This is a genomic window from Accumulibacter sp., assembly GCF_016789985.1.
In the GTDB taxonomy this organism is placed as follows: Bacteria; Pseudomonadota; Gammaproteobacteria; order Burkholderiales; family Rhodocyclaceae; genus Accumulibacter.
Genome location: NZ_JAEUOL010000230.1, coordinates 1 through 21,063, shown reverse-complemented (window position 1 = coordinate 21,063; position 21,063 = coordinate 1). Strand labels below are relative to the sequence as shown.

The 21,063-nt window shown below is 62.4% G+C and carries 19 protein-coding genes and 1 pseudogene; 8 read left to right on the top strand and 12 right to left on the bottom strand.

The genetic code is table 11. The features are described from left to right. From JNK99_RS13205 to thrC, 3 genes and pseudogenes are all read left to right on the top strand, one after another. Window positions 1-383: pseudogene (locus tag JNK99_RS13205) on the top strand (hypothetical protein); the annotation flags it as partial. A gap of 111 nt (window positions 384-494) precedes the next feature. After that, window positions 495-1,220, top strand: a complete 726-nt coding sequence (locus tag JNK99_RS13200; protein WP_291853875.1) for a GGDEF domain-containing protein — start codon at window positions 495-497, stop codon at window positions 1,218-1,220. 101 nt (window positions 1,221-1,321) lie between these two features. After that, window positions 1,322-2,806, top strand: a complete 1,485-nt coding sequence (thrC, locus tag JNK99_RS13195; RefSeq protein WP_291853873.1) for a threonine synthase — start codon at window positions 1,322-1,324, stop codon at window positions 2,804-2,806. A gap of 65 nt (window positions 2,807-2,871) precedes the next feature. Here thrC and JNK99_RS13190 read toward each other — a convergent pair whose 3' ends face one another. Further along, window positions 2,872-3,009 (bottom strand): hypothetical protein, encoded by a 138-nt coding sequence (locus JNK99_RS13190; RefSeq protein ID WP_186408841.1) that lies wholly within the window; start codon window positions 3,007-3,009, stop codon window positions 2,872-2,874. A gap of 181 nt (window positions 3,010-3,190) precedes the next feature. Continuing rightward, a complete protein-coding gene (gene nadC / locus JNK99_RS13185; RefSeq protein WP_291853868.1) occupies window positions 3,191-4,048 on the bottom strand; it encodes a carboxylating nicotinate-nucleotide diphosphorylase in 858 nt (285 codons plus the stop codon). Window positions 4,049-4,106: 58 nt separating this feature from the next. On the opposite strand from nadC, the gene JNK99_RS13180 reads away from it, so the two are divergent. Next, on the top strand, window positions 4,107-5,627 hold the full coding sequence (locus JNK99_RS13180; RefSeq protein ID WP_291853867.1) for an FMN-binding glutamate synthase family protein: 1,521 nt from the start codon (window positions 4,107-4,109) through the stop codon (window positions 5,625-5,627). On the opposite strand, the gene recQ is transcribed toward JNK99_RS13180, so the two are convergent. The 5 genes from recQ to JNK99_RS13155 all read right to left on the bottom strand — a co-directional run bounded on the left by recQ (window position 5,585) and on the right by JNK99_RS13155 (window position 10,380). After that, window positions 5,585-7,402, bottom strand: coding sequence for a DNA helicase RecQ (gene recQ / locus JNK99_RS13175; RefSeq protein WP_291853866.1), 1,818 nt, complete (start codon window positions 7,400-7,402; stop codon window positions 5,585-5,587). The two genes, JNK99_RS13180 and recQ, sit on opposite strands and share 43 nt — an antisense overlap. A 99-nt stretch (window positions 7,403-7,501) precedes the next feature. Further along, window positions 7,502-8,239 carry a UDP-2,3-diacylglucosamine diphosphatase gene (locus JNK99_RS13170; protein ID WP_291853863.1) on the bottom strand — a complete coding sequence of 246 codons (738 nt, stop codon included), beginning with the start codon at window positions 8,237-8,239 and terminating at the stop codon, window positions 7,502-7,504. 21 nt (window positions 8,240-8,260) lie between these two features. Then, window positions 8,261-8,752: a peptidylprolyl isomerase gene (locus JNK99_RS13165; protein ID WP_291853861.1), complete on the bottom strand. Its 492-nt coding sequence runs from the start codon at window positions 8,750-8,752 to the stop codon at window positions 8,261-8,263. Continuing rightward, a complete protein-coding gene (locus tag JNK99_RS13160) occupies window positions 8,749-9,321 on the bottom strand; it encodes a peptidylprolyl isomerase (RefSeq protein WP_291853859.1) in 573 nt (190 codons plus the stop codon). The genes JNK99_RS13165 and JNK99_RS13160 overlap by 4 nt, the downstream gene beginning before the upstream one ends. A 96-nt stretch (window positions 9,322-9,417) precedes the next feature. Continuing rightward, window positions 9,418-10,380, bottom strand: coding sequence for a tetratricopeptide repeat protein (locus JNK99_RS13155; protein WP_291853856.1), 963 nt, complete (start codon window positions 10,378-10,380; stop codon window positions 9,418-9,420). Between the two features lie 127 nt (window positions 10,381-10,507). Here JNK99_RS13155 and cysS point away from each other — a divergent pair, with 127 nt between their 5' ends. Continuing rightward, window positions 10,508-11,881, top strand: a complete 1,374-nt coding sequence (cysS, locus tag JNK99_RS13150; RefSeq protein WP_291853854.1) for a cysteine--tRNA ligase — start codon at window positions 10,508-10,510, stop codon at window positions 11,879-11,881. A 33-nt stretch (window positions 11,882-11,914) separates the two neighbouring features. On the opposite strand, the gene JNK99_RS13145 is transcribed toward cysS, so the two are convergent. From JNK99_RS13145 to grpE, 4 genes are all read right to left on the bottom strand, one after another. After that, window positions 11,915-13,057: an ABC transporter substrate-binding protein gene (locus JNK99_RS13145; protein ID WP_291853852.1), complete on the bottom strand. Its 1,143-nt coding sequence runs from the start codon at window positions 13,055-13,057 to the stop codon at window positions 11,915-11,917. Between the two features lie 166 nt (window positions 13,058-13,223). Continuing rightward, on the bottom strand, window positions 13,224-14,345 hold the full coding sequence (gene dnaJ / locus JNK99_RS13140) for a molecular chaperone DnaJ (protein ID WP_291853850.1): 1,122 nt from the start codon (window positions 14,343-14,345) through the stop codon (window positions 13,224-13,226). Between the two features lie 66 nt (window positions 14,346-14,411). Next, entirely contained in the window at window positions 14,412-16,328 is a 1,917-nt protein-coding gene (dnaK, locus tag JNK99_RS13135) for a molecular chaperone DnaK (RefSeq protein WP_291853879.1), read from the bottom strand. Between the two features lie 96 nt (window positions 16,329-16,424). Next, entirely contained in the window at window positions 16,425-16,985 is a 561-nt protein-coding gene (gene grpE, locus JNK99_RS13130; protein ID WP_291853849.1) for a nucleotide exchange factor GrpE, read from the bottom strand. 177 nt (window positions 16,986-17,162) lie between these two features. On the opposite strand from grpE, the gene JNK99_RS13125 reads away from it, so the two are divergent. Genes JNK99_RS13125 through JNK99_RS13115 form a run of 3 tightly spaced genes read left to right on the top strand, consistent with a single transcriptional unit; the run spans window position 17,163 to window position 19,696 of the window. Next, on the top strand, window positions 17,163-18,512 hold the full coding sequence (locus JNK99_RS13125) for a serine/threonine-protein kinase (RefSeq protein ID WP_291853847.1): 1,350 nt from the start codon (window positions 17,163-17,165) through the stop codon (window positions 18,510-18,512). A 15-nt stretch (window positions 18,513-18,527) separates the two neighbouring features. Beyond that, window positions 18,528-19,271, top strand: coding sequence for a TerC family protein (locus tag JNK99_RS13120; RefSeq protein WP_291853844.1), 744 nt, complete (start codon window positions 18,528-18,530; stop codon window positions 19,269-19,271). Beyond that, window positions 19,268-19,696, top strand: a complete 429-nt coding sequence (locus tag JNK99_RS13115; RefSeq protein WP_291853842.1) for a universal stress protein — start codon at window positions 19,268-19,270, stop codon at window positions 19,694-19,696. The genes JNK99_RS13120 and JNK99_RS13115 overlap by 4 nt, the downstream gene beginning before the upstream one ends. 23 nt (window positions 19,697-19,719) lie before the next feature. Here JNK99_RS13115 and hslU read toward each other — a convergent pair whose 3' ends face one another. Next, the gene (gene hslU / locus JNK99_RS13110) at window positions 19,720-21,051 is read right to left on the bottom strand and encodes an ATP-dependent protease ATPase subunit HslU (protein ID WP_291853878.1); all 1,332 of its coding nucleotides are present in this window, start codon (window positions 21,049-21,051) and stop codon (window positions 19,720-19,722) included. Window positions 21,052-21,063: the final 12 nt, after the last annotated feature.

The following is a 21,063-nucleotide window of genomic DNA, read 5'->3' as shown; positions in this document are numbered from 1 at the left end:
TGAGCGGAGCGCTGTTTGGTTTCCTGCTGCTTGCCGGCCTGGGTGCCGCGCATGGCCTGGGAACACTCGACGGCCGCGACGCAGTATCGGCTTTCGTCGTTGCCTGCCTCCTGCCATTGGTCACCGGTGCCCTGACCCAATTGCTCCCGGTCTGGCTCCTGCGCGGCAAGCGTACGCCGCGACGCGACCGGCTGCACGCGGCGCTCCGCTGCGGGGGAGCTCTGCGCACGCTCCTCTTCGTCTCCGGAGGCTTCCTTCTGGGATTGGGACTGATCGGCGGGATATGGCCAGCACTGCTGGGAATACTCCACTTCGTCCTCGTCCTGCTCCACTCGCTCGCCACAGCGAGCCGCTCCGCACATCGGAGTGAAAATATTTTATGAACAAAACCAATATATTACAATATTTTTGTGAAATAAGTCTCAAGATTTCCGGCGATCGGCCGTTGCTCAGGGCATGATCCACCCTGACCGACTTCTGCAACGGAGTGAGCAATGATCTTCAAGCATGACCCCCTGGCCCCGGTGTACTCCTCCCGCGCTGCCTCCCGCCGCCTGCATCGGCGTCCGGCTTTGGCCGCCGGCGCGGTAATGGCCCAGGCGCCGGTGGACTGCCTGACGCAGCACGCGCGCAGCCGCCGCCAGGCCGTGCTCGAACCCCAGGCGGCACTGCTGGCGCTGCTGGCAGCCGAGACACGGATCGCCGACCTCGAACGGGCATTGGACGAAGCACGTGCCGCCGCTCTTACCGACACGCTGACCGGCGCGCTGAATCGCCGTGGCTTTGATCAGGCTTACCAGCGGGAAGTGGCGCGCGCACGCCGGAATCACAGCCATCTCGCGCTGGCGCTGATTGATCTCGATGACTTCAAGCGCCTGAACGACACTTTTGGACATCAGGTGGGCGACCAGGCGCTGGTCCATCTGGTCACCGTTCTGCGTACCGCCTTGCGCCCGTCGGACATTCTCGGCCGCTTCGGCGGCGAGGAGTTCGTCCTGCTGCTGCCGGATACCGCCCTTCACGAGGCGGCAGCGGCGATCTCCCGTTTTCAGCGGCAGCTCGCGACCTGTACCGTGCCGGACAGCGACGTTGTCCTCACCTTCAGCGCCGGCGTCGTCGTGCAGGCAGCCGGCGAATCGCTGGAACAGTCGATGCGGCGCGCCGACACCGCCACCTATGCTGCCAAGCGCGCCGGCAAGAATCGCGTCGTCCGGGGCTGAGACAAGGCACGCCGACCTGCCAGGGGCCGCCGGCGGACGGCTGCGGGCGTGGTAGACTGCGGTCTCGCAGCCACCTCCCCGCCCCCCTTACGGTCATCGCCATGCGCTATCTCTCGACTCGCGGTCACGCCCCCGACACTCCTGTTTCATCCGGCCCAGGCTTTACCGAGATTCTTCTCGGCGGCCTGGCGCCGGACGGTGGTCTTTACCTCCCGGTGACCTACCCTCAGGTCGGCCAGGCCGAACTCGCGCAGTGGCGCACTCTATCGTATGCCGATCTGGCGTACGCCGTGCTCTCCCGTTTCATTGACGACATTCCGGCGGCAGACCTGCAAACGCTGGTCAACAGGACCTACACCGCGAAGATCTATGGCAACGGGCGCGTCAGCGCCGAAGCCGGCGAGATTACACCGCTGCGCTGGCTTGCAAGACCTGATCCGCCAAGTGGCGAAGGTGGACTGGCGATCCTCGAACTGTCCAACGGCCCGACCCTGGCTTTCAAGGACATGGCCATGCAGTTGCTCGGCAACCTGTTCGAGTATGTCCTGGCTCGCCGGGGAGAAGAAATCAACATCCTGGGGGCCACCTCGGGAGATACCGGCTCGTCGGCCGAGTACGCAATGCGCGGCAAGCGGGGGGTGCGCGTCTTCATGCTCTCGCCACATGAGCGGATGAGCGCTTTCCAGCGCGCACAGATGTACTCGCTGCAGGATGCCAACATCTACAACATCGCGGTGCGCGGCATGTTCGACAACGCCCAGGACATCGTCAAGGCAGTGTCCAACGACCTCGCTTTCAAGACGCGCTACAAGATCGGTGCGGTCAACTCGATCAACTGGGCGCGCATCGCAGCCCAGGTCGTCTACTATTTCAAGGGCTATTTCGCGGCGACCGGTGGTGTACAGGGCGACAACGAGCAGCAGGTCGCGTTTGCCGTCCCTTCCGGCAACTTCGGCAACATCTGTGCCGGCCACATCGCACGCATGATGGGGCTGCCGATTGGCCGCCTAGTGCTGGCGACCAACGAAAACGATGTCCTCGACGAGTTTTTCCGCACCGGGGTCTACCGCCCGCGGAATACCGCCGAAACCGCTGCCACATCCAGCCCTTCAATGGACATTTCGAAGGCCTCGAACTTCGAGCGCTTCATCTTCGATCTGGTTGGGCGCGACCCGGCCGTCATCCGTCGTTTGTGGTCCGGAATCGATGCCGGACGCAGCTTTGACCTCTCGGCAACACCGTACTTGGCCCGCCTGCCGGAGTTTGGTTTCGTTTCCGGGCGCAGCACGCATGCCGATCGCCTGGCAACGATCCGCCGAACCTATCAGCAGCATGGCCTGCTGATCGATACGCATACCGCCGACGGGCTCAAGGTCGGCAGTGAGCTGCGCACTCCGGACATGCCGATGGTGGTTCTCGAGACCGCCTTGCCGGCGAAGTTCGAGGCAACGATGATCGAGGCGCTTGGCCGAAAACCCGAGCGACCGGCAGCGCTGGAAGGAATCGAGAACTTGCCGCAGCGGGTGGCGGTGATGGACGCCAGCGTCGATGCGGTCAAGCAGTTCATCGAACGGCACGCAGGCTGACGGTCAGCCACATCCGGCACCCTGCACGCAGCATAAGCCGGAGGGCACACGCCGGGCGACGCTTTCTACAAGTAGATCACCGCTGGAAAGACCGCCGCGGCAAGCAGCAGGACCAGCCACTCGAGATTGTGGCGCGCCAGGAAGCCCGTGAAATGCATGATCAGAATCGTAATCGCCAGCACGTAGAACAGCGCAAATAGCATCAGACCACCCTCTCTCTATTCGTGCACAGGCCACAACACTCCGCCTGCTTCGTATCGCTGGGGCCGGGATTATACTTGCTACTTGCTCGCGCCGCCATTCCCGCCACCGGTCACCCCCCAACCACCGGACCGCAGGCTCCGCGCCTGCAGTCACTCACATTTGTGCGCTGACGGTGGCGGTCTAAACCTGGAAACGCATCGACAGATCCAGAGCGCGGACATCCTTGGTCAATCCACCGATCGAGATCCGGTCCACGCCGGTCTCGGCAATCGCCCGCACAGTTTCGATACTGACGTTGCCCGAGGCTTCCAGCAGCGCACGACCTGCGGTCATGACCACCGCAGCGCGTAGCTGTTCCAGGCTCATGTTGTCGAGCAGGATCATTTCCGCGCCGCTGGCGAGCGCTTGTTGCAGCTCGTCCAAGTTCTCCACTTCGATCTGGACGAACTGACATTCGCCACGCGCTGCCCCGGCAATCCGTTGCGCCGCGGCAAGCGCACCGGCAATGCTGCCGGCGGCGAGAATGTGGTTTTCCTTGATCAGGATGCCATCGTAAAGACCAAGCCGATGATTGCCACCGCCGCCGCACCGGACGGCGTATTTTTGTGCCAGGCGCAGCCCGGGAATCGTCTTGCGGGTGTCCACCACCTGCGCCTGCGTACCGGCAATCAGATCGGCGTATTGCCGGGTCTTGGTGGCAACCCCGGACAGTAGCTGCAGAAAGTTGAGCGCGCTGCGCTCACCGGTGAGCAGAGCGCGCGCCGGGCCCGCCAGCTCGCACAGCACCTGGTCGGCCACGATGCGCTCGCCATCGTGTGCCTGCCAGGTGATGGCAAGCGCCGGATCGAGCCGCCGGAAGCAGTGCTCGAACCAGGCGCGGCCGCAGAGGATGGCATTCTCCCGAGCGATGACCCTGGCACGACCGGAACTGTCTGCAGGAACCAGTTGCGCGGTGAGATCACCGCTGCCGACATCCTCCGTCAGCGCGGCCTCGACATCACGCTCGATCTGCCTCTCGAGCAGGGCTGCAAAGCTCATGACAATTCTCGTACACTAGGAGCGAACCGACGGATTCTAACACCATTGGGAGGGGCGAATGCTCGATCTGCTGCTGGTTACCCTGGGGGTGCTGCTCGCCCTGTCGTTTGTTGGTGGCCTGGCCTACCTCTACGTTCAGGATGTCACGCAGGAAAAGCATGCCGTGCTGCGGAATTTTCCGCTGGTTGGCCATCTGCGCTACTTTTTCGAGAGCCTGGGCGAGTACTTCCGGCAGTATTTCTTCCTCGGTGACCGGGACGAGATGCCGTTTGACCGGGCGACCCGCAGCTGGGTATACCGCATGGCGAAAAACGAGGGCGGCATCATCGGTTTTGGCTCCACCTACCGCCTGCATGAAGCGGGGGCGCTGGTGTTCGCCAATGCGCCTTTCCCGGTACTCGAGGAGGAACAGCGACCGACACCGGCGCTGGTGATCGGCGAGGCTTACTGTTCGACCCCCTTTGTCGGCCGGTCGCTGGTGAACATCAGCGCAATGAGTTTCGGAGCCATTTCCAGGCCGGCAGTGCAAGCACTGTCGCGTGGTGCGGCAGCGGCCGGCTGCTGGCTGGACACCGGCGAGGGAGGCCTGTCGCCACATCACCTTGAGGGCGGCTGCGACATCATTTTCCAGATCGGCACGGCGAAATACGGCGTGCGTGACGCCAACGGACAGCTCTCGGATCAGCGCCTGCGCGAACTGGCGGCGCACGAAACGGTGCGGGCTTTCGAGATCAAGCTGTCGCAGGGGGCCAAACCGGGCAAGGGGGGCGTTCTGCTGGGCAAGAAGGTGACGCCCGAAATCGCCGAGATCAGGGGTATTCCGCCGGGCGAGGACTCGCTGAGCCCGAATCGGCACCCCGACATCGCCAACATCGACCAACTGCTCGACCGGGTCGAGCATGTGCGTGCAATCACCGGCAAACCGGTGGGCATCAAGACGGCGATTGGCGGCCGCGGCTTCATGGATCAGTTGACCGCTGCGGTCGCGCGACGCGGTCTGCAGGCCGCTCCCGACTTCCTGACCATCGATGGCGGCGAGGGTGGCAGCGGTGCCGCCCCACAGGCGCTGGCTGACCACATGGCGCTGTCGATCGATGAAGCGCTGCCTCTGGTCGCCGATGCCCTGATCGCCAGCGGCCTCAGGCAGCGGATTCGGCTGATTGCCGCCGGCAAACTGGTCACCCCGGCCCGCGTCGCCTGGGCACTCGCCGCGGGGGCCGATTTCATCAACCCGGCGCGCGGTTTCATGTTTTCGCTTGGCTGCATCCAGGCTTTGCGCTGCCACGCCAACAGCTGCCCAACCGGGGTCACCACGCACGACCCGCGCCTGCAACGCGGCTTGGTCGTGGCCGACAAGGCGGAACGGGTGGCGTCGTACTGTCGCAACATGAACCGGGAGGTCGAGATGATCGCCCACTCCTGCGGTCTGCCGCACGCCCGCGACCTGCAGCGCCAGCATGTACGTATCGTCCAGCCCAACGGACAGAGCGTCCCGCTCGACGGTCTCCATCCCTACCCCGAGGCCAGCCCCCGAGGTCAGGCCCTGGCCGCGATCAGGGCCAGCAGTTCGTCGCCATAGCGCTGCGCCTTGGCTAGGCCGATCCCCGGCACGGCGAGCAGCCCCGACGGCGAATCGGGCAGCAGGGCGGCGATCTCCTGCAAAGCCCGATCGTGCAGGATGACGTAGGCCGGGACGCCCTGCTCGCGCGCCTTGTCGCTCCGCCATTGGCGCAAGCGGGCGACCAGGGGCGAATCGTTGGCGCGCGGGCGCCCGCCGCTGCCGGCCACGACCTTGCTCCTGGTGTCCCTCGCCTGCGGCCGATCGATTCTGCGGCGCAACTTGAGACCGACTTCGCCCTTGAGAATCGGCCGCGCACTATCGGTCAGCTTGAGCGCTCCGTAGGCCTGGGCATCGGCCTCGATAACACCGGCGGCGAGCAACTGGCGAAACACCGACCGCCAGCCCAGCTCGTCGATCTCCGTACCCACCCCGAAGGTCGGCAGGCGATCATGGCCAAACTGCTTCACCTTGTCGGTTGCCTTGCCGCGCAGGATGTCGATCAGGTGGCCGGCACCGAAACGCTGGCCGGTGCGCAGGGCTGCCGACAGCACTTTCTGGGCTGCCACGGTTCCGTCCCAGACCAGCGGAGGATCGAGGCAGACGTCGCAATTGCCGCAAGGCACGGTGTCTTCGCCGAAATGGTTGAGCAGCAGAACACGACGGCAGCCCGCGGCTTCGCAGTAGGCCAGCATGCTGTCGAGCTTCTGCCGTTCGACGCGCTTCTGCTCCGCGGGAGCCGACGAGTCCTCGATCATCTGGCGGTGGATGACCACGTCGTTGAGACCATAGGTCATCCATGCTTCCGCGGCATCGCCATCGCGCCCAGCCCGTCCGGTTTCCTGGTAATAGGCCTCGAGGCTCTTCGGCAAGTCAAGATGGGCGACGAAACGTACGTCCGGTTTGTCTATGCCCATTCCGAAGGCAATGGTCGCCACCATGACCAGCCCATCCTCACGCAGAAAACGTTGCTGGTGCAGTTGGCGGTCGCCCGCCGCCAGCCCTGCGTGGTAGGGCAAGGCGGCAATGCCCTGTGCCGTCAGCCAGGCCGCGGTTTCGTCCACCTTGCGCCGCGACAGGCAATAGACGATGCCCGCCTCGCCGCGATGGTTGCCGAGAAAGGCCAACAGTTGCTTGCGCGGGTTGTCACGCTCGACGATCAGGTAGCGGATGTTCGGCCGGTCGAAACTGGCGACGAACAGGCGTGCTTCCTCGAGCCGCAAACGGGTGATGATTTCCTGCCGCGTCAACTGGTCGGCGGTCGCCGTCAGCGCGATGCGCGGTACCCCGGGAAAGCGCTGCTGCAGCTCGCCGAGCTGCAGGTACTCCGGCCGGAAATCGTGCCCCCATTGCGAGACGCAATGCGCTTCATCAATCGCGAACAGCGCCACCCGCTGCCGCGCCACCAGTTCTTCGATCAGCCCGACGAAACGGTCGCCGAGCAAGCGCTCGGGCGCAACATAGATCAGTTCCAGCTCGCCGGTCATCAGGCGCCGTTCGGTATCGACCAGCGACCTGAAATCCTGTGACGAATTGAGGAAGGCAGCGTTGATGCCAGCTTGTCGCAGGGCGTCCACCTGGTCCTGCATGAGAGCGATCAGGGGTGACACGACCACCCCGACACCCGGTCGCAGAAGAGCCGGAATCTGATAGCAAAGGGATTTCCCGCCGCCGGTAGGCATCAAGACCAAGGCGTCGCCGCCGGCGACAAGCTGCTCAACGATCGCCGCCTGCTGACCGCGGAAACAAGGATAGCCGAAAATCCGACGCAGGATGTCGAGGGCAGGCGAAGTCATGGCGACTGCACTGACCGGGTCAGCCGCCAAGGCAGTGGCCGACGAGCGAACCGCCAGGCGGCAATCTCAGCAGAGGAGAGACAGGCAAGACAGGGGCACTCAGCACAAACTCTCGCGCACCAGATGGTCGCCGTCCCAGCACAGGCATTCCCCCTGCGTTTCCCGCCAGTCCGCCAATACCCAGCGCTCGACATGGATTCCGTCGACGATGTGATCATGGGTTGCCGGACGATGCGTGTGACCATGAATCAGGCTGGCGTAGCCGTGCGTACGCAGAAAATCGTCGGTTGCCGCCGGATTGACATCCATCAGGTAGTCCGCCTTGTCACGCTTGGCCGATTCGCTCTTCTGGCGGAGCGCGGCGGCGATCTGCCGGCGCTCGGCCAGCGGTCTGGCAAGAAAAGCCACCTGCCATTCGGGGCGCCGGGCGAGCGCACGAAACGTCTGATACTCTTGGTCGTCGGTGCACAGCACATCGCCATGGGTGAGCACGAACTGCCAGGTTGGCAGCGAGAGGACGCAGGGATCGGGCAGCAGGCGCGCACCGCTGGCGCGCGCGAAGCGTTCGCCAATCAGGAAGTCGCGATTGCCGTGCATGACCGCCAGTGCCACCCCCGCTGTCACCAGTTCATGTAGCGCACGAACGATCTCCGCGCAGAACACGTCGTCCGGATCATCGAGACAATCATCCCCCGGCCAAGCCTCGAAGAGGTCGCCGAGAATGAACAGTTGCTCGGCCTGGCGCGCGCGGCCACCAAGGAAATCGAGCAGAATCCGGGTGACGCCCGGTGCCTGCGGCGTCAGGTGGAGATCGGAGATGAACAGGATCGGACGCAAGTCGCTTTTCCGGTGCAGGGATCAGCAGACTTCCGCCCGTTCGATCAGGACGTCCTCGACCGGTACGTCGCTGTGGAACCCGGAACTGCCGGTACGTACGGCCTTGATCCGGTCAACCACGTCGGTACCCTCGACCACCTTGCCGAAAACGCAGTAGCCCCAGCCCTGTGCATTCGGCGCGCGAAAATTGAGGAAGTCATTGCTCACCACGTTGATGAAGAACTGCGCGGTCGCCGAGTGGGGGTCCTGCGTACGCGCCATCGCTACCGTATAGGCATCATTCCTGAGGCCGTTGTCCGCCTCGTTCTTGATCGGCGCCCGGCACCCTTTCTGCTTCATGCCCGGCTCGAAACCACCGCCCTGCACCATGAAGCCCGGGATCACGCGATGGAAAATGGTATTGTCGTAGTGACCGGCCGCCACGTAGTCGAGGAAATTCCGGGCCGATACGGGCGCCTTCTCGGCATCCACTTCAATGCCGATGACACCGAAGTTGGTGTGCAGTTTGATCATGGTTTTCCTTTCTCGGGGATGATCTTGACCGACTGAATAATGACCGGTTCGAGTGGAACATTCTGGTGCATCGAGCGGTTTCCGGTCGTTACCCTGGCGATCTTGTCCACCACGTCCAGACCTTGCGTGACCTTGCCGAACACTGCGTAACCCCAGCCATCGGACGCCGGGTAATTGAGTGCGGCGTTATCGCGGTGGTTGATGAAGAACTGCGCACTCGCCGAATGCGGATCTGCGGTGCGTGCCATGGCAATCGTGCCACGGTCGTTGCGCAGGCCGTTGCGCGCCTCGTTCTCGACCTTTCTTGGCGCCGGCTTCTGCTCCATCTCCACCGTGAAGCCGCCACCCTGAATCATGAAGCCCGGAATGACGCGGTGAAATACCGTGCCGTTGTAAAAACCTTCGTTAACGTACTGCACGAAGTTTTGAACGGTCTTCGGTGCCCTCTCGGAATCGAGTTCGATGACGATGCGGCCCATGCTGGTCTGCATCTCGACGCTCGGCGCGGCCACTGCGGTCAGTGACAGCAGCATCCCGACAAGCAGGACCAGGACCATCTTTCTGTACATCAGCAAACTCCTTCGCAAATGATTGTCAAGCCACCGCCATGATTCCATGATTCGACGGTACGGAACCAGCGCCAGACGAGCAGCGTCGCGTCAAAGTCAGGCGACGCGCTCCTGCTGGATCAGCCAACGCCCCCCGGATTTGACCAGAACCATGACCTTGCCGACCGTGGAGGTCAAGGCCGGCGACGAGAAGCGCTGCCTGAAGCGAACCGTCGCCTGCCCGTCAGCCAGGGACACCCTGATGTCTTCGACCTCGACCAGCAGTTTGCCGGGTTTGCGCATCGGTCGCGTGCGTGCTTCTTCCCACGCGTTGCGCGTCATTCCCCGTGGCGTGCGAAAGTCGGCGGCATAGTAGGCAAAGTAGGCCTTGGCGTCCTTGCGCGACCACGCTCTGGCCCAACCCTGGACGAGCCTGCCGATCTCGGCCTCATCGCCAGCCGGGGCCACCGACGGCTTCTCCTGGGAAGCGGCCAGCGGGCTGACGGCGGCTCCGCCTTCTCGCACCGTCAGCCCGCTGGCCGTGGTAGCCGCCTTGCCCAGAGCACTGCCGGCCAGGTCGCGCAGCTTGGACAGCTTGAGCTGTGCAGGCTTTTTTCCCGGATCAAGCTGCAGCGCCTTGTCATAGGCCTGAATGGCCAGTCGGGCATGGATGTCGCCGAGGTTTTCGTAGGCCGTTGCATAGTCCGGCTGAATGCGGATCGCCATCTCGAGCGCAGTACGCGCCTTGTCGTACTGCTTCTGCTCGGCGTAAAGAACGGCGAGGTTGTTGTAGGGTTCGGGCAACTCGGGATAATCTTCGATCAGCTTGCTGAAGACGGTCATTGCATCCGCCCAGCGCCCCATCTCGGTCAGGATCAGACCCTTGGTGAAACGCCCCTGCGCGTCGGCCGGCTTACCCGCCAGGTGGGCTTCAACCTTTTCGAGCGCCGGCACAGGCTGTCCCTGTTTCAACAGGTGCTGCGCATCCGACAGATTGTCCGCCACCGCCAGCGAGGCGGTACAGCCCAGAGCCCAGACGACAAGCAAAGTGGGAAAAGCCGGCGAAAAGCTCGAACGCATCGTTATGGTATACTTGGTCGGGACGTGGTTGAAGATCACTGAACCGACCGATTCTAACAAGAAGTGCGGCCAATCCAAAATGTCCGCCGGCGTCCACCTTCCGCGGCGCACTCGCGCAAGCCCGAAAATGCTCAAGATCTACAACTCGCTGGCCAGAGAAAAGCAGGATTTCGTACCGATCAACCCGGGCAGCGTCCGCATGTATGTCTGCGGAATGACTGTCTACGACTACTGTCACCTCGGCCACGCCCGTGTTCTGGTCGTCTTCGACATGGTCCAGCGCTGGCTGCGGGCAATTGGCCTGGAGGTCTGCTACGTCCGGAACATCACTGATATCGACGACAAGATCATCAAGCGTGCCAGCGAGAACAATGAGCGCATCAGTGAACTGACGGCGCGTTTCATCCGCTTCATGGATGAGGACGCTGCAGCCCTGGGCGTTGAAAAGCCCGACCATGAGCCGAAGGCGACCGAGCACGTGCCGCAGATGCTCGAACTGATCCGGCAACTGGAACACAATGGCCTGGCCTATCAGGCGGCTGCCGGCGATGTGAACTTCTCGGTGCGCAAGTTTCCCGGTTACGGCAGGCTCTCCGGGAAATCGCTAGACGATCTGCGTGCCGGCGAGCGGGTCGACGTGGACGCATCGAAGGAGGATCCGCTCGACTTCGTGCTCTGGAAGCACGCCCGGGAAGGCGAACCGTGCTGGGCTTCGCCTTGGGGCGAGGGCCGCCCTGGCTGGCACATCGAGTGCTCGGCGATGAGTTCGCACCTGCTCGGCCCACACTTCGACATTCACGGTGGCGGCCAGGACCTGCAGTTCCCGCATCACGAAAACGAGATTGCCCAGTCCGAAGGAGCACACGGCAAACGTTTCGTCAACTACTGGATGCACAATGGTTTCGTCCGGATCGATGACGAGAAAATGTCCAAGTCGCTGGGCAACTTCTTCACGATCCGCCAAATCCTCAGGAACTACGATGCCGAGGTGCTGCGCTTCTTCATTTTGCGCGCCCACTATCGAAGCCCGCTCAACTATTCGGACACTCATCTCGACGATGCCCGACAGGCGCTGTCCAGACTCTACACGGCGCTCAAGTCGGCACCATCATCGGCCGCAGCGGTGGACTGGGATGAGCCGCATGCGATGCGCTTTGCCGAGGCGATGAACGACGATTTCAACACGCCGGAGGCCTGTGCGGTGCTGTTCGACCTGGCAGCCGAACTCAATCGCAGCAAGTCGACCGCGCTTGCCGGCCAGTTGCGCGGACTGGGTGCCTTGCTGGGTCTGCTTGGCCGTGAGCCGCAGGCCTTCCTGCAGGCGACACCGGCGAGTGGTGGAGAGATGTCCGCCGCGAGCATCGAATTGCTCATCAACGAACGCATGACGGCCAAGAAACGCAAGGACTTTGCCGCAGCCGACCGCATCCGTGCCGAACTGCTGAGCGCCGGCGTGGTGCTCGAGGACGGTGCCCAGGGCACGAACTGGCGACGCGCCTGATCGCGACCAGTCCCCGGCCCCGGCAGGTACCGCCTAGCGCAACACGCGGCCCCCACTGCCGATGACCGTCAGATCGACGAAACGCGAGCCCAGTCGATCGCTGGGCGAGTAGCTGATGCGGTAGCCGCCCAGGTCGTGGTTCTGCATGCTTTCCAGGCTGGCCACCAGCTTTTCACGCGTCAGATCCTTGCCCGACTTGCGAATCGCATCGACCAGAACCTTGGCCATGGCATACGCTTCGACGCCGTAGTAGGAAGGCTTGGCCTGCTTGCCCAGCAACTTCTGGTACTCGTGCACCAGGGGGATGGTGTCGTTCCACGGGTAGGGCATCACTTGTGAAATCCCGATGCCTCGCGCCTCGTCGCCAAGTTCCTGTACCAACAGGTCGGCACCGACCGGCGAAAGCGTCATGAACTGCGGATTCTGCCTGGCTTTCCTCATCTCGCGTACGAAGGCGGCGCTCGCCTTGTACAGGGTCACCATGATCACTGCTTGCGGGTTGACCTTGGCGATCGTCTGCACCGCCGGGCCGACGTCGAACGAGTTCCGCTCGACCGTAGCCACCGCCGACGGTACCTGATTGTGCTTCTTCAGCGCGGCGGCCACACCCTCCAGGCCAGACCGGCCAAAGCCGTCATTCTGGTAGAAAACGGCAATGTTCTTGAAACCCAGTGAGGTGAGCTGGTTGACTATCGCTTCGGTCTCGTTAGCATAACTGGCACGCACATTGAACATGTAACGATTGTTCGGATTCTCGCGTGGCGACTGGCGGAGCGACTCGGCGCCCGATATCGTCCCCACCAGAGGCACCTTGGCAACCCCGAAAACCTCGTTCATGGCCGCCGTTGTGGGACTCGATCCGTACGAGGCAAGCAAGGCGAAGACCTGGTCCTGAGCAATCAGGGTCCTCGTGTTGGTCAAGGTCCGCTCGGTTTCGTATCCGTCATCGAGCGCCCGCAACTCGATGCGGCGGCCGTGGATTCCACCCGCCTCGTTGACCTGACGAAAATAGGCGTTGATCACCATCTTCATGTCCAGTCCGTACGGCCCGCTGGGACCTGAAAACGGAGCAGTCATGCCAATCAGGATGCTCTTGTCGGTGATACCCACCTCGCCCGCAGCAACACAGCCGATCCAGCTCAAGACACCCAACAGCAGCGCTTTGACAAGCCCCATGCCGTCCTCCTCGCGTTTCGTGCCGGTCGCAATCGACCGCCGAGCACTTCCAGCACCCGCCGAGGATGGCGACCCAAGCTGACACTGCCCTTACACAGACGACTTTGTCGTGATTCGCGGGACAGCCAAAGGATTCACCGCGCCACGGCGCGACGACAGCCTTGTTTCATGTGGCAGCGAAAAAATCGCGCACCCGATCCATCCAGGACTTGGCGCGCGGATTGTGGTGACCGGAATTCTCGCGGCTTGACTCCTCGAGCTCGCGCAGCAACTCCTTCTGCCGCTCGGTGAGATGAACCGGTGTCTCGACCACGACGTGGCAGAGGAGGTCACCGTGCGCGCTGCTGCGCACTCCCTTGATCCCCTTGCCGCGCAGCCGAAATACCTTGCCTGACTGAGTCTCCGCTGGCACCCGGATCTTGGCCGCACCGTCGAGGGTGGGTATGTCGATCTCGCCGCCGAGCGCCGCGGTCGTGAAGCTGATCGGCATCTCGCAGTGCAGGTCGTTCTGTTCGCGCTGGAAGACCGCATGCGCCTTGAGGTGAATCTGTACGTAGAGGTCGCCGGCCGGACCACCGTTGACACCATGTTCGCCTTCGCCCGAGAGGCGAATCCGGTCGCCCTCGTCGACTCCCGCCGGAATCTTGACCGCCAGCGTCTTGTGTTGCTTGACGCGCCCTGCCCCATGGCAGGCAGCACACGGATCGGCAATGTAACGCCCGGTTCCGTGACATTTGGGACAGGTCTGCTGGATCGAGAAGAAGCCCTGCTGCAGGCGAACCTGTCCGCTGCCCTGGCAGGTCGGGCAGGTTTTCGGTTGCGTCCCCGCCTTGGCACCACTGCCATGACAGACCTCGCAGGCCTCCATGGTCGGAATCCGGATCTTGGTCTCGGTACCGAACGCTGCTTGTTCGAGGGTGACCTCGAGGTTGTAGCGCAGATCAGCACCACGATACACATTGGATCGGCCTCCGCCGCGCCGCCCACCGAATATCTCGTCGAAAATGCCGCCAAAGGCATCGGAAAAACCACCTGCACCAGCGGCGCCCATTCCCGCCTGCGGATCCACACCAGCGTGACCATACTGGTCATAAGCCGCACGCTTGTCGGAGTCGGCGAGAATCTCGTAGGCTTCCTTGACTTCCTTGAAATGTTCCTCGGCCTTGGGGTTGTCCGGATTGCGATCCGGATGGTACTTCATGGCCAGTCGGCGGTAGGCCCTCTTGATGTCGTCATCGGAAGCGTCACGATTGACGCCGAGAATGTCGTAAAAGTCGCGTTTAGCCATCGGATCTCGAACACTTTCAGGGGCAGAGCGAGGCGCGATTATACGCCCCGCCCTTCAGGCGAATGCCTACTTCTTGTCTTTGACTTCGGTGAATTCGGCATCGACCACGTCGCTGTCGTCCTTCTTCGCCTCACCGGCAGACCCTGCCCCACCAGCCTGTTCCTGCTGCTTGGCGTACATCTTCTCACCGAGCTTCTGCGCCGCCGTACCGAGCGCCTCGGTCTTCGCCTTGATTGCTTCGAGGTCATTGCCGCGAATGGCCTCTTCGGCCTCCTTCATGGATTTTTCGATGGCGGCCTTCTCACCGTCGGAAAGTTCCTTGCCATACTCGGCGAGCGACTTCTTGACCGTGTGGATCATGGCGTCGCACTGGTTGCGCGTTTCAGCCAGTTCGTGCGCCTTGCGGTCCTCTTCTGCGTGCAACTCCGCGTCGTGGACCATGCGCTGCACTTCCGCTTCACTGAGCCCCGACGAAGCCTGGATCTTGATCTTGTTTTCCTTTCCGGTGGCCTTGTCCTTGGCCGAGACATGCAGAATGCCGTTGGCGTCGATATCGAAGGTGACCTCGATCTGCGGCATGCCACGCGGGGCCGGCGGGATATCCGACAGGTTGAACTGGCCGAGGCTCTTGTTGCCCGCCGCCATTTCCCGCTCGCCCTGCAACACATGAATGGTCACCGCGGACTGATTGTCGTCAGCCGTCGAGAAGACCTGCTGCGCCTTGGTCGGGATGGTGGTGTTCTTCTTGATCAGTTTGGTCATCACCCCACCCAGGGTCTCGATACCGAGCGACAGTGGAGTCACGTCGAGCAGGAGAACATCCTTGACCTCACCCTGCAGTACCCCGCCCTGAATCGCCGCACCGACCGCCACAGCTTCGTCCGGGTTGACGTCGCGCCGCGGTTCGCGGCCAAAAAATTCCTTGACTTTCTCCTGCACCTTGGGCATCCGGGACTGGCCACCCACCAGGATGACATCGTCGATGTCGCCAATCCGGCAGCCGGCGTCCTTCAGCGCGATGCGGCACGGCTCGATGGTCCGCTCGACCAGTTCATCAACCAGGGATTCGAACTTGGCGCGTGTGATCTTCAGCGTCAGGTGCTTGGGTCCGGAGGAGTCAGCAGTGATATACGGCAGGTTGATCTCGGTCTGCTGGCCGGACGAGAGTTCGATCTTGGCTTTTTCGGCAGCGTCCTTGAGGCGTTGCAGGGCAAGCACATCGGACTTCAGATTGACCCCCGACTCCTTCTTGAACTCGTCGATGATGTAGTCGATCAGTCGCTGGTCGAAATCCTCGCCACCAAGGAAGGTATCACCGTTGGTCGACAACACCTCGAACTGGTGCTCGCCTTCGACCTCGGCGATCTCGATGATCGAAATATCGAAGGTTCCGCCCCCCAGATCATAGACGGCGATCTTCTTGTCTCCCTGTTTCTTGTCCATGCCGAAAGCCAGGGCGGCCGCAGTCGGCTCGTTGATGATGCGTTTCACCTCGAGGCCGGCAATCCGCCCGGCGTCCTTGGTGGCCTGACGCTGGCTATCGTTGAAGTAGGCCGGCACGGTGATCACCGCCTCGGTCACGTCCTCGCCAAGATAGTCCTCGGCGGTCTTTTTCATCTTGCGCAGCACCTCGGCCGACACCTGCGGCGGAGCAATCTTCTTGCCACGAACCTCGACCCAGGCATCGCCATTGTCAGCCTTGAGAATCTTGAACGGCATCAGGGAAATATCCTTCTGCACCTCCTTCTCTTCGAAACGGCGGCCAATCAGCCGCTTGATGGCATACAAGGTGTTTTTCGGATTGGTGACCGCCTGACGCTTGGCCGGCGCACCGCAGAGCACCTCACCGTCTTCCGCATAAGCAACGATGGACGGCGTGGTCCTGGCGCCCTCGGAATTCTCAATCACTTTCGGCTTGCCGTTCTCCATCACGGCGACACAGGAGTTGGTCGTCCCAAGGTCGATGCCGATGATCTTGCCCATTTTCAATCCTTTCAATATCTCGTTGTTTTGTCTTGACATTCACTTGAAATCGGAATGCTCGATACTGATCCGTAACTGGGGATCAGCCGGCCGATTTCAAGTTGTTCCCTTGGCAACAATCACCAGCGCCGGGCGCAACACCCGGTCGGCCAGCAGATAGCCCTTTTGCAGCACCTCAACCACTGTATTGGGCTCCTGGTCGGTCTCGACCACGCTGATCGCCTGATGTCGGTTCGGATCGAACTTCTCGCCCAGCGGATTCACCTCGGTCAGCGCGGATTTCCCGAAGGCGGCGACCAGTTGTCTGAGCGTCAGCTCGGTACCCGACCGGATACTTTCGGCAGTGACGTTTTCGCTGGCCAGCCCAGCTTCGAGGCTGTCCTTGACCACCAGCAGCTCACGCGCGAAACGTTCGATCGCGAACTTCGCAGCCTTCGCTATGTCTTCCTGTGCGCGCCGGCGAACGTTCTCGGTTTCCGCCCTGGCGCGCAGCCAGGCGTCCCGCTGCTCGTCGGCCTTCAGTAGCGCCTGCCGCAACGCCTCTTCAAGAGCTGCGGTCCTGTCTTCTGGCGGGGTTCCCTCGGCGGGTGCCTGGCGGTCGTCAGGGGCGTCTGCCGCCACAGACGCTTCATCGGATACGGTCTCGTTGGTCTGCATAGATGGGGATCTCCTTAAAACGTCCCGAAGCTGGGGGCAGGTTGATCGATTTCAAGCCTTCTGTGGTCGATCCGATGTGCCGCCAGATCGATCTGTACGCATAATTTTTGATCCGGAAGATGCTTCTGCTGCTAGCATTCCGGTTTTTGCTGGCCGTCGTTGGAATCCGGGAGCGGTATGCTGGAGAAGATCGGAAAGTACGAGATCGTTCGCTCCCTGGGCAAGGGTGCGACCGCCGTCGTTTATCTGGCCAGAGATCCCGACCTCGACCGACTCGTCGCCATCAAGCTGATCCGCTTCGGCGAGGACAACGCAGCGATGTCGCGGCGTCTGCGCAAGCTGTTCCAGACCGAGGACTCGATCGGCCGACGCCTCAATCATCAGAACATCGTCAGGATCTACGATGCGGTGGTCGAAGCCGAGCGGGCGTATCTGGTGATGGAGTACGTCGATGGCTCGGCGCTCGACAAGTTCTGTGCGATCAACCGGCTGCTGCCCATGCACCGGGTCATCGGCATCATCTTCAAGTGCTGCCTGGCGCTCGACCACGCCTTTCATCAGGGCATCGTCCATCGCGACATCAAGCCGGCCAACATCCTGATCGACGCACAGGACAATCCCAAGATCACCGACTTCGGCCTCGGTCTCAATCTGGGGAAGGACACGAACCAGGACTCGACCTTCGTCATGGGCGTTGGCTCACCAGCCTACATGTCTCCGGAACAGGTCAAGAACTACCCGCTCAACCACAAGACCGACCTCTATTCGCTGGGCGTTCTGCTGTTCCAGTTGCTGACCGGTCGCCTGCCTTTCCGCGCCAACAATCCGGCGACCCTGGTGTATAAGATCGTCAACATGGACACGCCTTCGGTCTGCGCGCTCAACCCGAATTTGCCCGCCGGCCTCGATCCGATCATCAGGAAGGCGCTCGAGAAAGACCTCTACAGTCGCTATCGAAACGGTGCCGAGTTCGCCAAGGATCTGTCGGCCGTGCGCTACCAGATGCAGGAAGAGGATCAGACGCAACAGGATCTGAGCCACTTCGAAAGCCTGCGCAAGGTTGATTTCTTTGCCGAATTCGAGGACATCGAACTCTGGGAAGTGCTGCGCATCAGCGTCTGGCGGGAACTCTCGGAAAAGGTGACGCTGATCCGCGAAGGCGACAGTCACCGCAAGTTCGGAGTCGTGGTTGATGGCTTTGTCGAGGTGTCGTGCAACGCACGGGTGATCTGCCGGCTCGGTTCGGGCGAAGTGGTGGGCGAAATGGCCTTCCTCCACCCGACCGATACCCGGCGGCAAGCCACCGTGGTCACCCTGGAACCGACACGCTTCCTGGAAATCAACAGCGCCGCCCTGGACCTGAGTTCGGACGAAGTGCGCGAGCGCTTCCACAAGGTCCTGCTGATCAAGGTCCTCGGCCGGCTGCGCGAAGCAAACAAGGTTCTCGCCACCCTCGGTCAGGCAGCCGTTCAGGGCAGTTCCTCGGCTTACGTGGCGGGTCTCTCGCCACCCCTTCAACTGCTTTGAGAACGGACCCCTGAAATGCCCGATCTGACCTCGGCAAGCTTCTGGATCTCGGTCTTGCAGATCATCGCGATCGACATCCTGCTGGGTGGCGACAATGCCGTGGTGATTGCCCTTGCCTGCCGCAAGCTGCCCGAAGCGCAGCGCAACAAGGGGATTTTCTGGGGGGTCTTCGGGGCGATCGGCCTGCGCATCTTGCTGATCTACTTCGCCCTGCAGCTACTCGCCATCCCCTACCTGAAGATCGTCGGCGCGCTGCTGCTGCTCTGGATCGGTGTCAAGCTGATCCTGCCCGAGAACGAGGACGCACATGGCAATGTTCAGGGCAGCAGTACGCTGCTCGGCGCGATCAAGACGATCATCGTCGCCGATGCGGTGATGAGCGTGGACAACGTCATTGCCGTCGCCGGGGCGGCGCATGGATCGATCATTCTCGTCGTTTTCGGCATCGCCGTCTCCATCCCGATCGTCGTCTGGGGCAGCAAACTGGTGTTGGCCCTGATGGATCGTTTCCCGGTCGTCATCACGGCGGGCGGCGCCCTGCTCGGCTGGATCGGCGGCGGCATGCTGGTCACCGACCCGGCATTGCCTGCCTCCTGGCGCGACGCCGTACCGTATGGCGCCTACCTTGCGTCCGGGCTTGGTGCACTCCTGGTGGTCACCGTCGGCAAGTGGCTGGCCAGCCGGAAGCGTGCCGCCGCGGCCAGCATCGACCTGACGCCGGCCAGGACAACACCGACCCAGGGAGGAAGTGCGCAATGAAGCCATGGTGGTTGCTCGCCGTTGACGGGTCAGCAGCGGCCTTGCGCGCGGTGGATCACGTCGTGCGCGAATCCCTCGCCAGCGCCGTTCCGTTGAAAATCCTGCTGGTCAATGTGCAACACGCCTTGCCGTCCGACATTACGCGTTTTGTCAGCAGCAGCATCGTCCAGGATTACCATCGCGAAACCGGCGATGCGAACCTGGCAAGCGCACGCGCCAGACTGGAGACAGCGGGAATCGCTTATAGCCAGCATATCCTGATCGGAGAACCGGCCCCGACGATCGTCGATTTCGCCCGCGAACATGGCTGCACGCAGATCGTCATGGGCGCGCGTGGCCTGGGAACGGTGAGCGGCCTCCTCCTCGGCTCGGTGACGCAACGGGTGGTGCACCTAACCGACCTGCCGGTGGTGATCGTCAAGTAGGCCCGACCACCTCCGTCATCCGTTCACAGGACGTAGCGCGAGAGGTCCTCGTTGTGGGCCAGTTCGGCGAGGCGGCTATCGACGTATGAGGCGTCGACGGCAAGCCGTTCGCCATGTCCCTTGCCGGCCGAAAACGAGACCTCTTCGAGCAGCCGTTCCATTACCGTATAAAGGCGGCGCGCCCCGATGTTCTCGGTCCGCTCGTTGACCGACCAGGCGATCTCGGCGAGACGCCGGATGCCGTCATCGGCGAACTCGAGTTCGACCCCTTCGGTGGCGAGCAGCGCCTGATACTGCTTGGTCAGGCAGGCGTCGGTCTGCGTCAGGATGCACTCGAAGTCGGCCACCGACAGCGAATCGAGTTCGACGCGAATCGGCAGCCGGCCCTGCAGCTCGGGAATCAGGTCCGACGGTCTGGCCAGGTGGAAAGCGCCGCTGGCGATGAACAGGATGTGGTCGGTGCGGATCATGCCGTACTTGGTCGACACGGTCGTCCCTTCGACCAGCGGCAACAGATCGCGCTGCACCCCCTGACGCGACACGTCGACACCGTGCGTGTCGCTGCGCGAGGCGATCTTGTCGATTTCGTCGAGGAAGACGATGCCGTTCTGCTCGACGTTGCGCACCGCATCAAGCTTGACCTCCTCGTCATTGACCAGTTTGGCCGCTTCCTCATCGATCAGCAGGCGACGCGCCTCGCAGATCTTCAGCTTGCGCGACTTTTTGCGACCGCCGCTCATGTTCTGGAACATGCCCTGAATCTGCGCGGTCAGTTCCTCCATCCCCGGCGGCGCGAAGATCTCGGCCTGCATCGACGGAACGGCGACGTCCACCTCGACCTCCTTGTCGTCGAGCCCCCCCTCGCGCAGCTTCTTGCGGAATTTCTGCCGGGTCGCACCGTCCTCGGTCGACTGCACATCATTGTAAAAACTGGCGCGCGCCGGCGGCAGCAGCGCATCGAGCAGGCGCTCCTCGGCAGCGTCTTCGGCACGCGCCCGAACGCCCTTCATCGCCTGCTCGCGACCGCTCTTGACGGCGATCTCGACCAGATCCCGGATGATCGTCTCGACGTCACGCCCGACATAGCCGACTTCGGTAAACTTGGTGGCCTCGATCTTGATGAACGGCGCGTTGGCCAGCCGCGCCAGGCGACGCGCAATTTCCGTCTTGCCGACGCCGGTCGGCCCGATCATCAGAATGTTCTTCGGGGTGATCTCCTGGCGCAACGGCTCGGCCACCTGGGCGCGCCGCCAGCGGTTACGCAGCGCGATGGCCACCGCTTTCTTCGCCTTGCCCTGACCGACGATGTGTTTGTCGAGTTCGTGAACGATTTCCTGCGGCGTCATGGACGACATGATTACTCCAGC

Excerpts from the sequence above, each read along its gene's own strand:
- JNK99_RS13180 (WP_291853867.1), top strand. The coding sequence starts at position 4,107 with ATGCTCGATCTGCTGCTGGTTACCCTGGGGGTGCTGCTCGCCCTGTCG.
- JNK99_RS13145 (WP_291853852.1), bottom strand. The coding sequence starts at position 13,057 with ATGGGGCTTGTCAAAGCGCTGCTGTTGGGTGTCTTGAGCTGGATCGGC.
- dnaK (WP_291853879.1), bottom strand. The coding sequence starts at position 16,328 with ATGGGCAAGATCATCGGCATCGACCTTGGGACGACCAACTCCTGTGTC.
- JNK99_RS13165 (WP_291853861.1), bottom strand. The coding sequence starts at position 8,752 with ATGATCAAACTGCACACCAACTTCGGTGTCATCGGCATTGAAGTGGAT.
- hslU (WP_291853878.1), bottom strand. The coding sequence starts at position 21,051 with ATGTCGTCCATGACGCCGCAGGAAATCGTTCACGAACTCGACAAACAC.
- JNK99_RS13190 (WP_186408841.1), bottom strand. The coding sequence starts at position 3,009 with ATGCTATTTGCGCTGTTCTACGTGCTGGCGATTACGATTCTGATCATG.
- thrC (WP_291853873.1), top strand. The coding sequence starts at position 1,322 with ATGCGCTATCTCTCGACTCGCGGTCACGCCCCCGACACTCCTGTTTCA.
- grpE (WP_291853849.1), bottom strand. The coding sequence starts at position 16,985 with ATGCAGACCAACGAGACCGTATCCGATGAAGCGTCTGTGGCGGCAGAC.
- JNK99_RS13155 (WP_291853856.1), bottom strand. The coding sequence starts at position 10,380 with ATGCGTTCGAGCTTTTCGCCGGCTTTTCCCACTTTGCTTGTCGTCTGG.
- recQ (WP_291853866.1), bottom strand. The coding sequence starts at position 7,402 with ATGACTTCGCCTGCCCTCGACATCCTGCGTCGGATTTTCGGCTATCCT.
- JNK99_RS13115 (WP_291853842.1), top strand. The coding sequence starts at position 19,268 with ATGAAGCCATGGTGGTTGCTCGCCGTTGACGGGTCAGCAGCGGCCTTG.
- nadC (WP_291853868.1), bottom strand. The coding sequence starts at position 4,048 with ATGAGCTTTGCAGCCCTGCTCGAGAGGCAGATCGAGCGTGATGTCGAG.
- JNK99_RS13200 (WP_291853875.1), top strand. The coding sequence starts at position 495 with ATGATCTTCAAGCATGACCCCCTGGCCCCGGTGTACTCCTCCCGCGCT.
- JNK99_RS13160 (WP_291853859.1), bottom strand. The coding sequence starts at position 9,321 with ATGTACAGAAAGATGGTCCTGGTCCTGCTTGTCGGGATGCTGCTGTCA.
- JNK99_RS13125 (WP_291853847.1), top strand. The coding sequence starts at position 17,163 with ATGCTGGAGAAGATCGGAAAGTACGAGATCGTTCGCTCCCTGGGCAAG.
- cysS (WP_291853854.1), top strand. The coding sequence starts at position 10,508 with ATGCTCAAGATCTACAACTCGCTGGCCAGAGAAAAGCAGGATTTCGTA.
- dnaJ (WP_291853850.1), bottom strand. The coding sequence starts at position 14,345 with ATGGCTAAACGCGACTTTTACGACATTCTCGGCGTCAATCGTGACGCT.
- JNK99_RS13120 (WP_291853844.1), top strand. The coding sequence starts at position 18,528 with ATGCCCGATCTGACCTCGGCAAGCTTCTGGATCTCGGTCTTGCAGATC.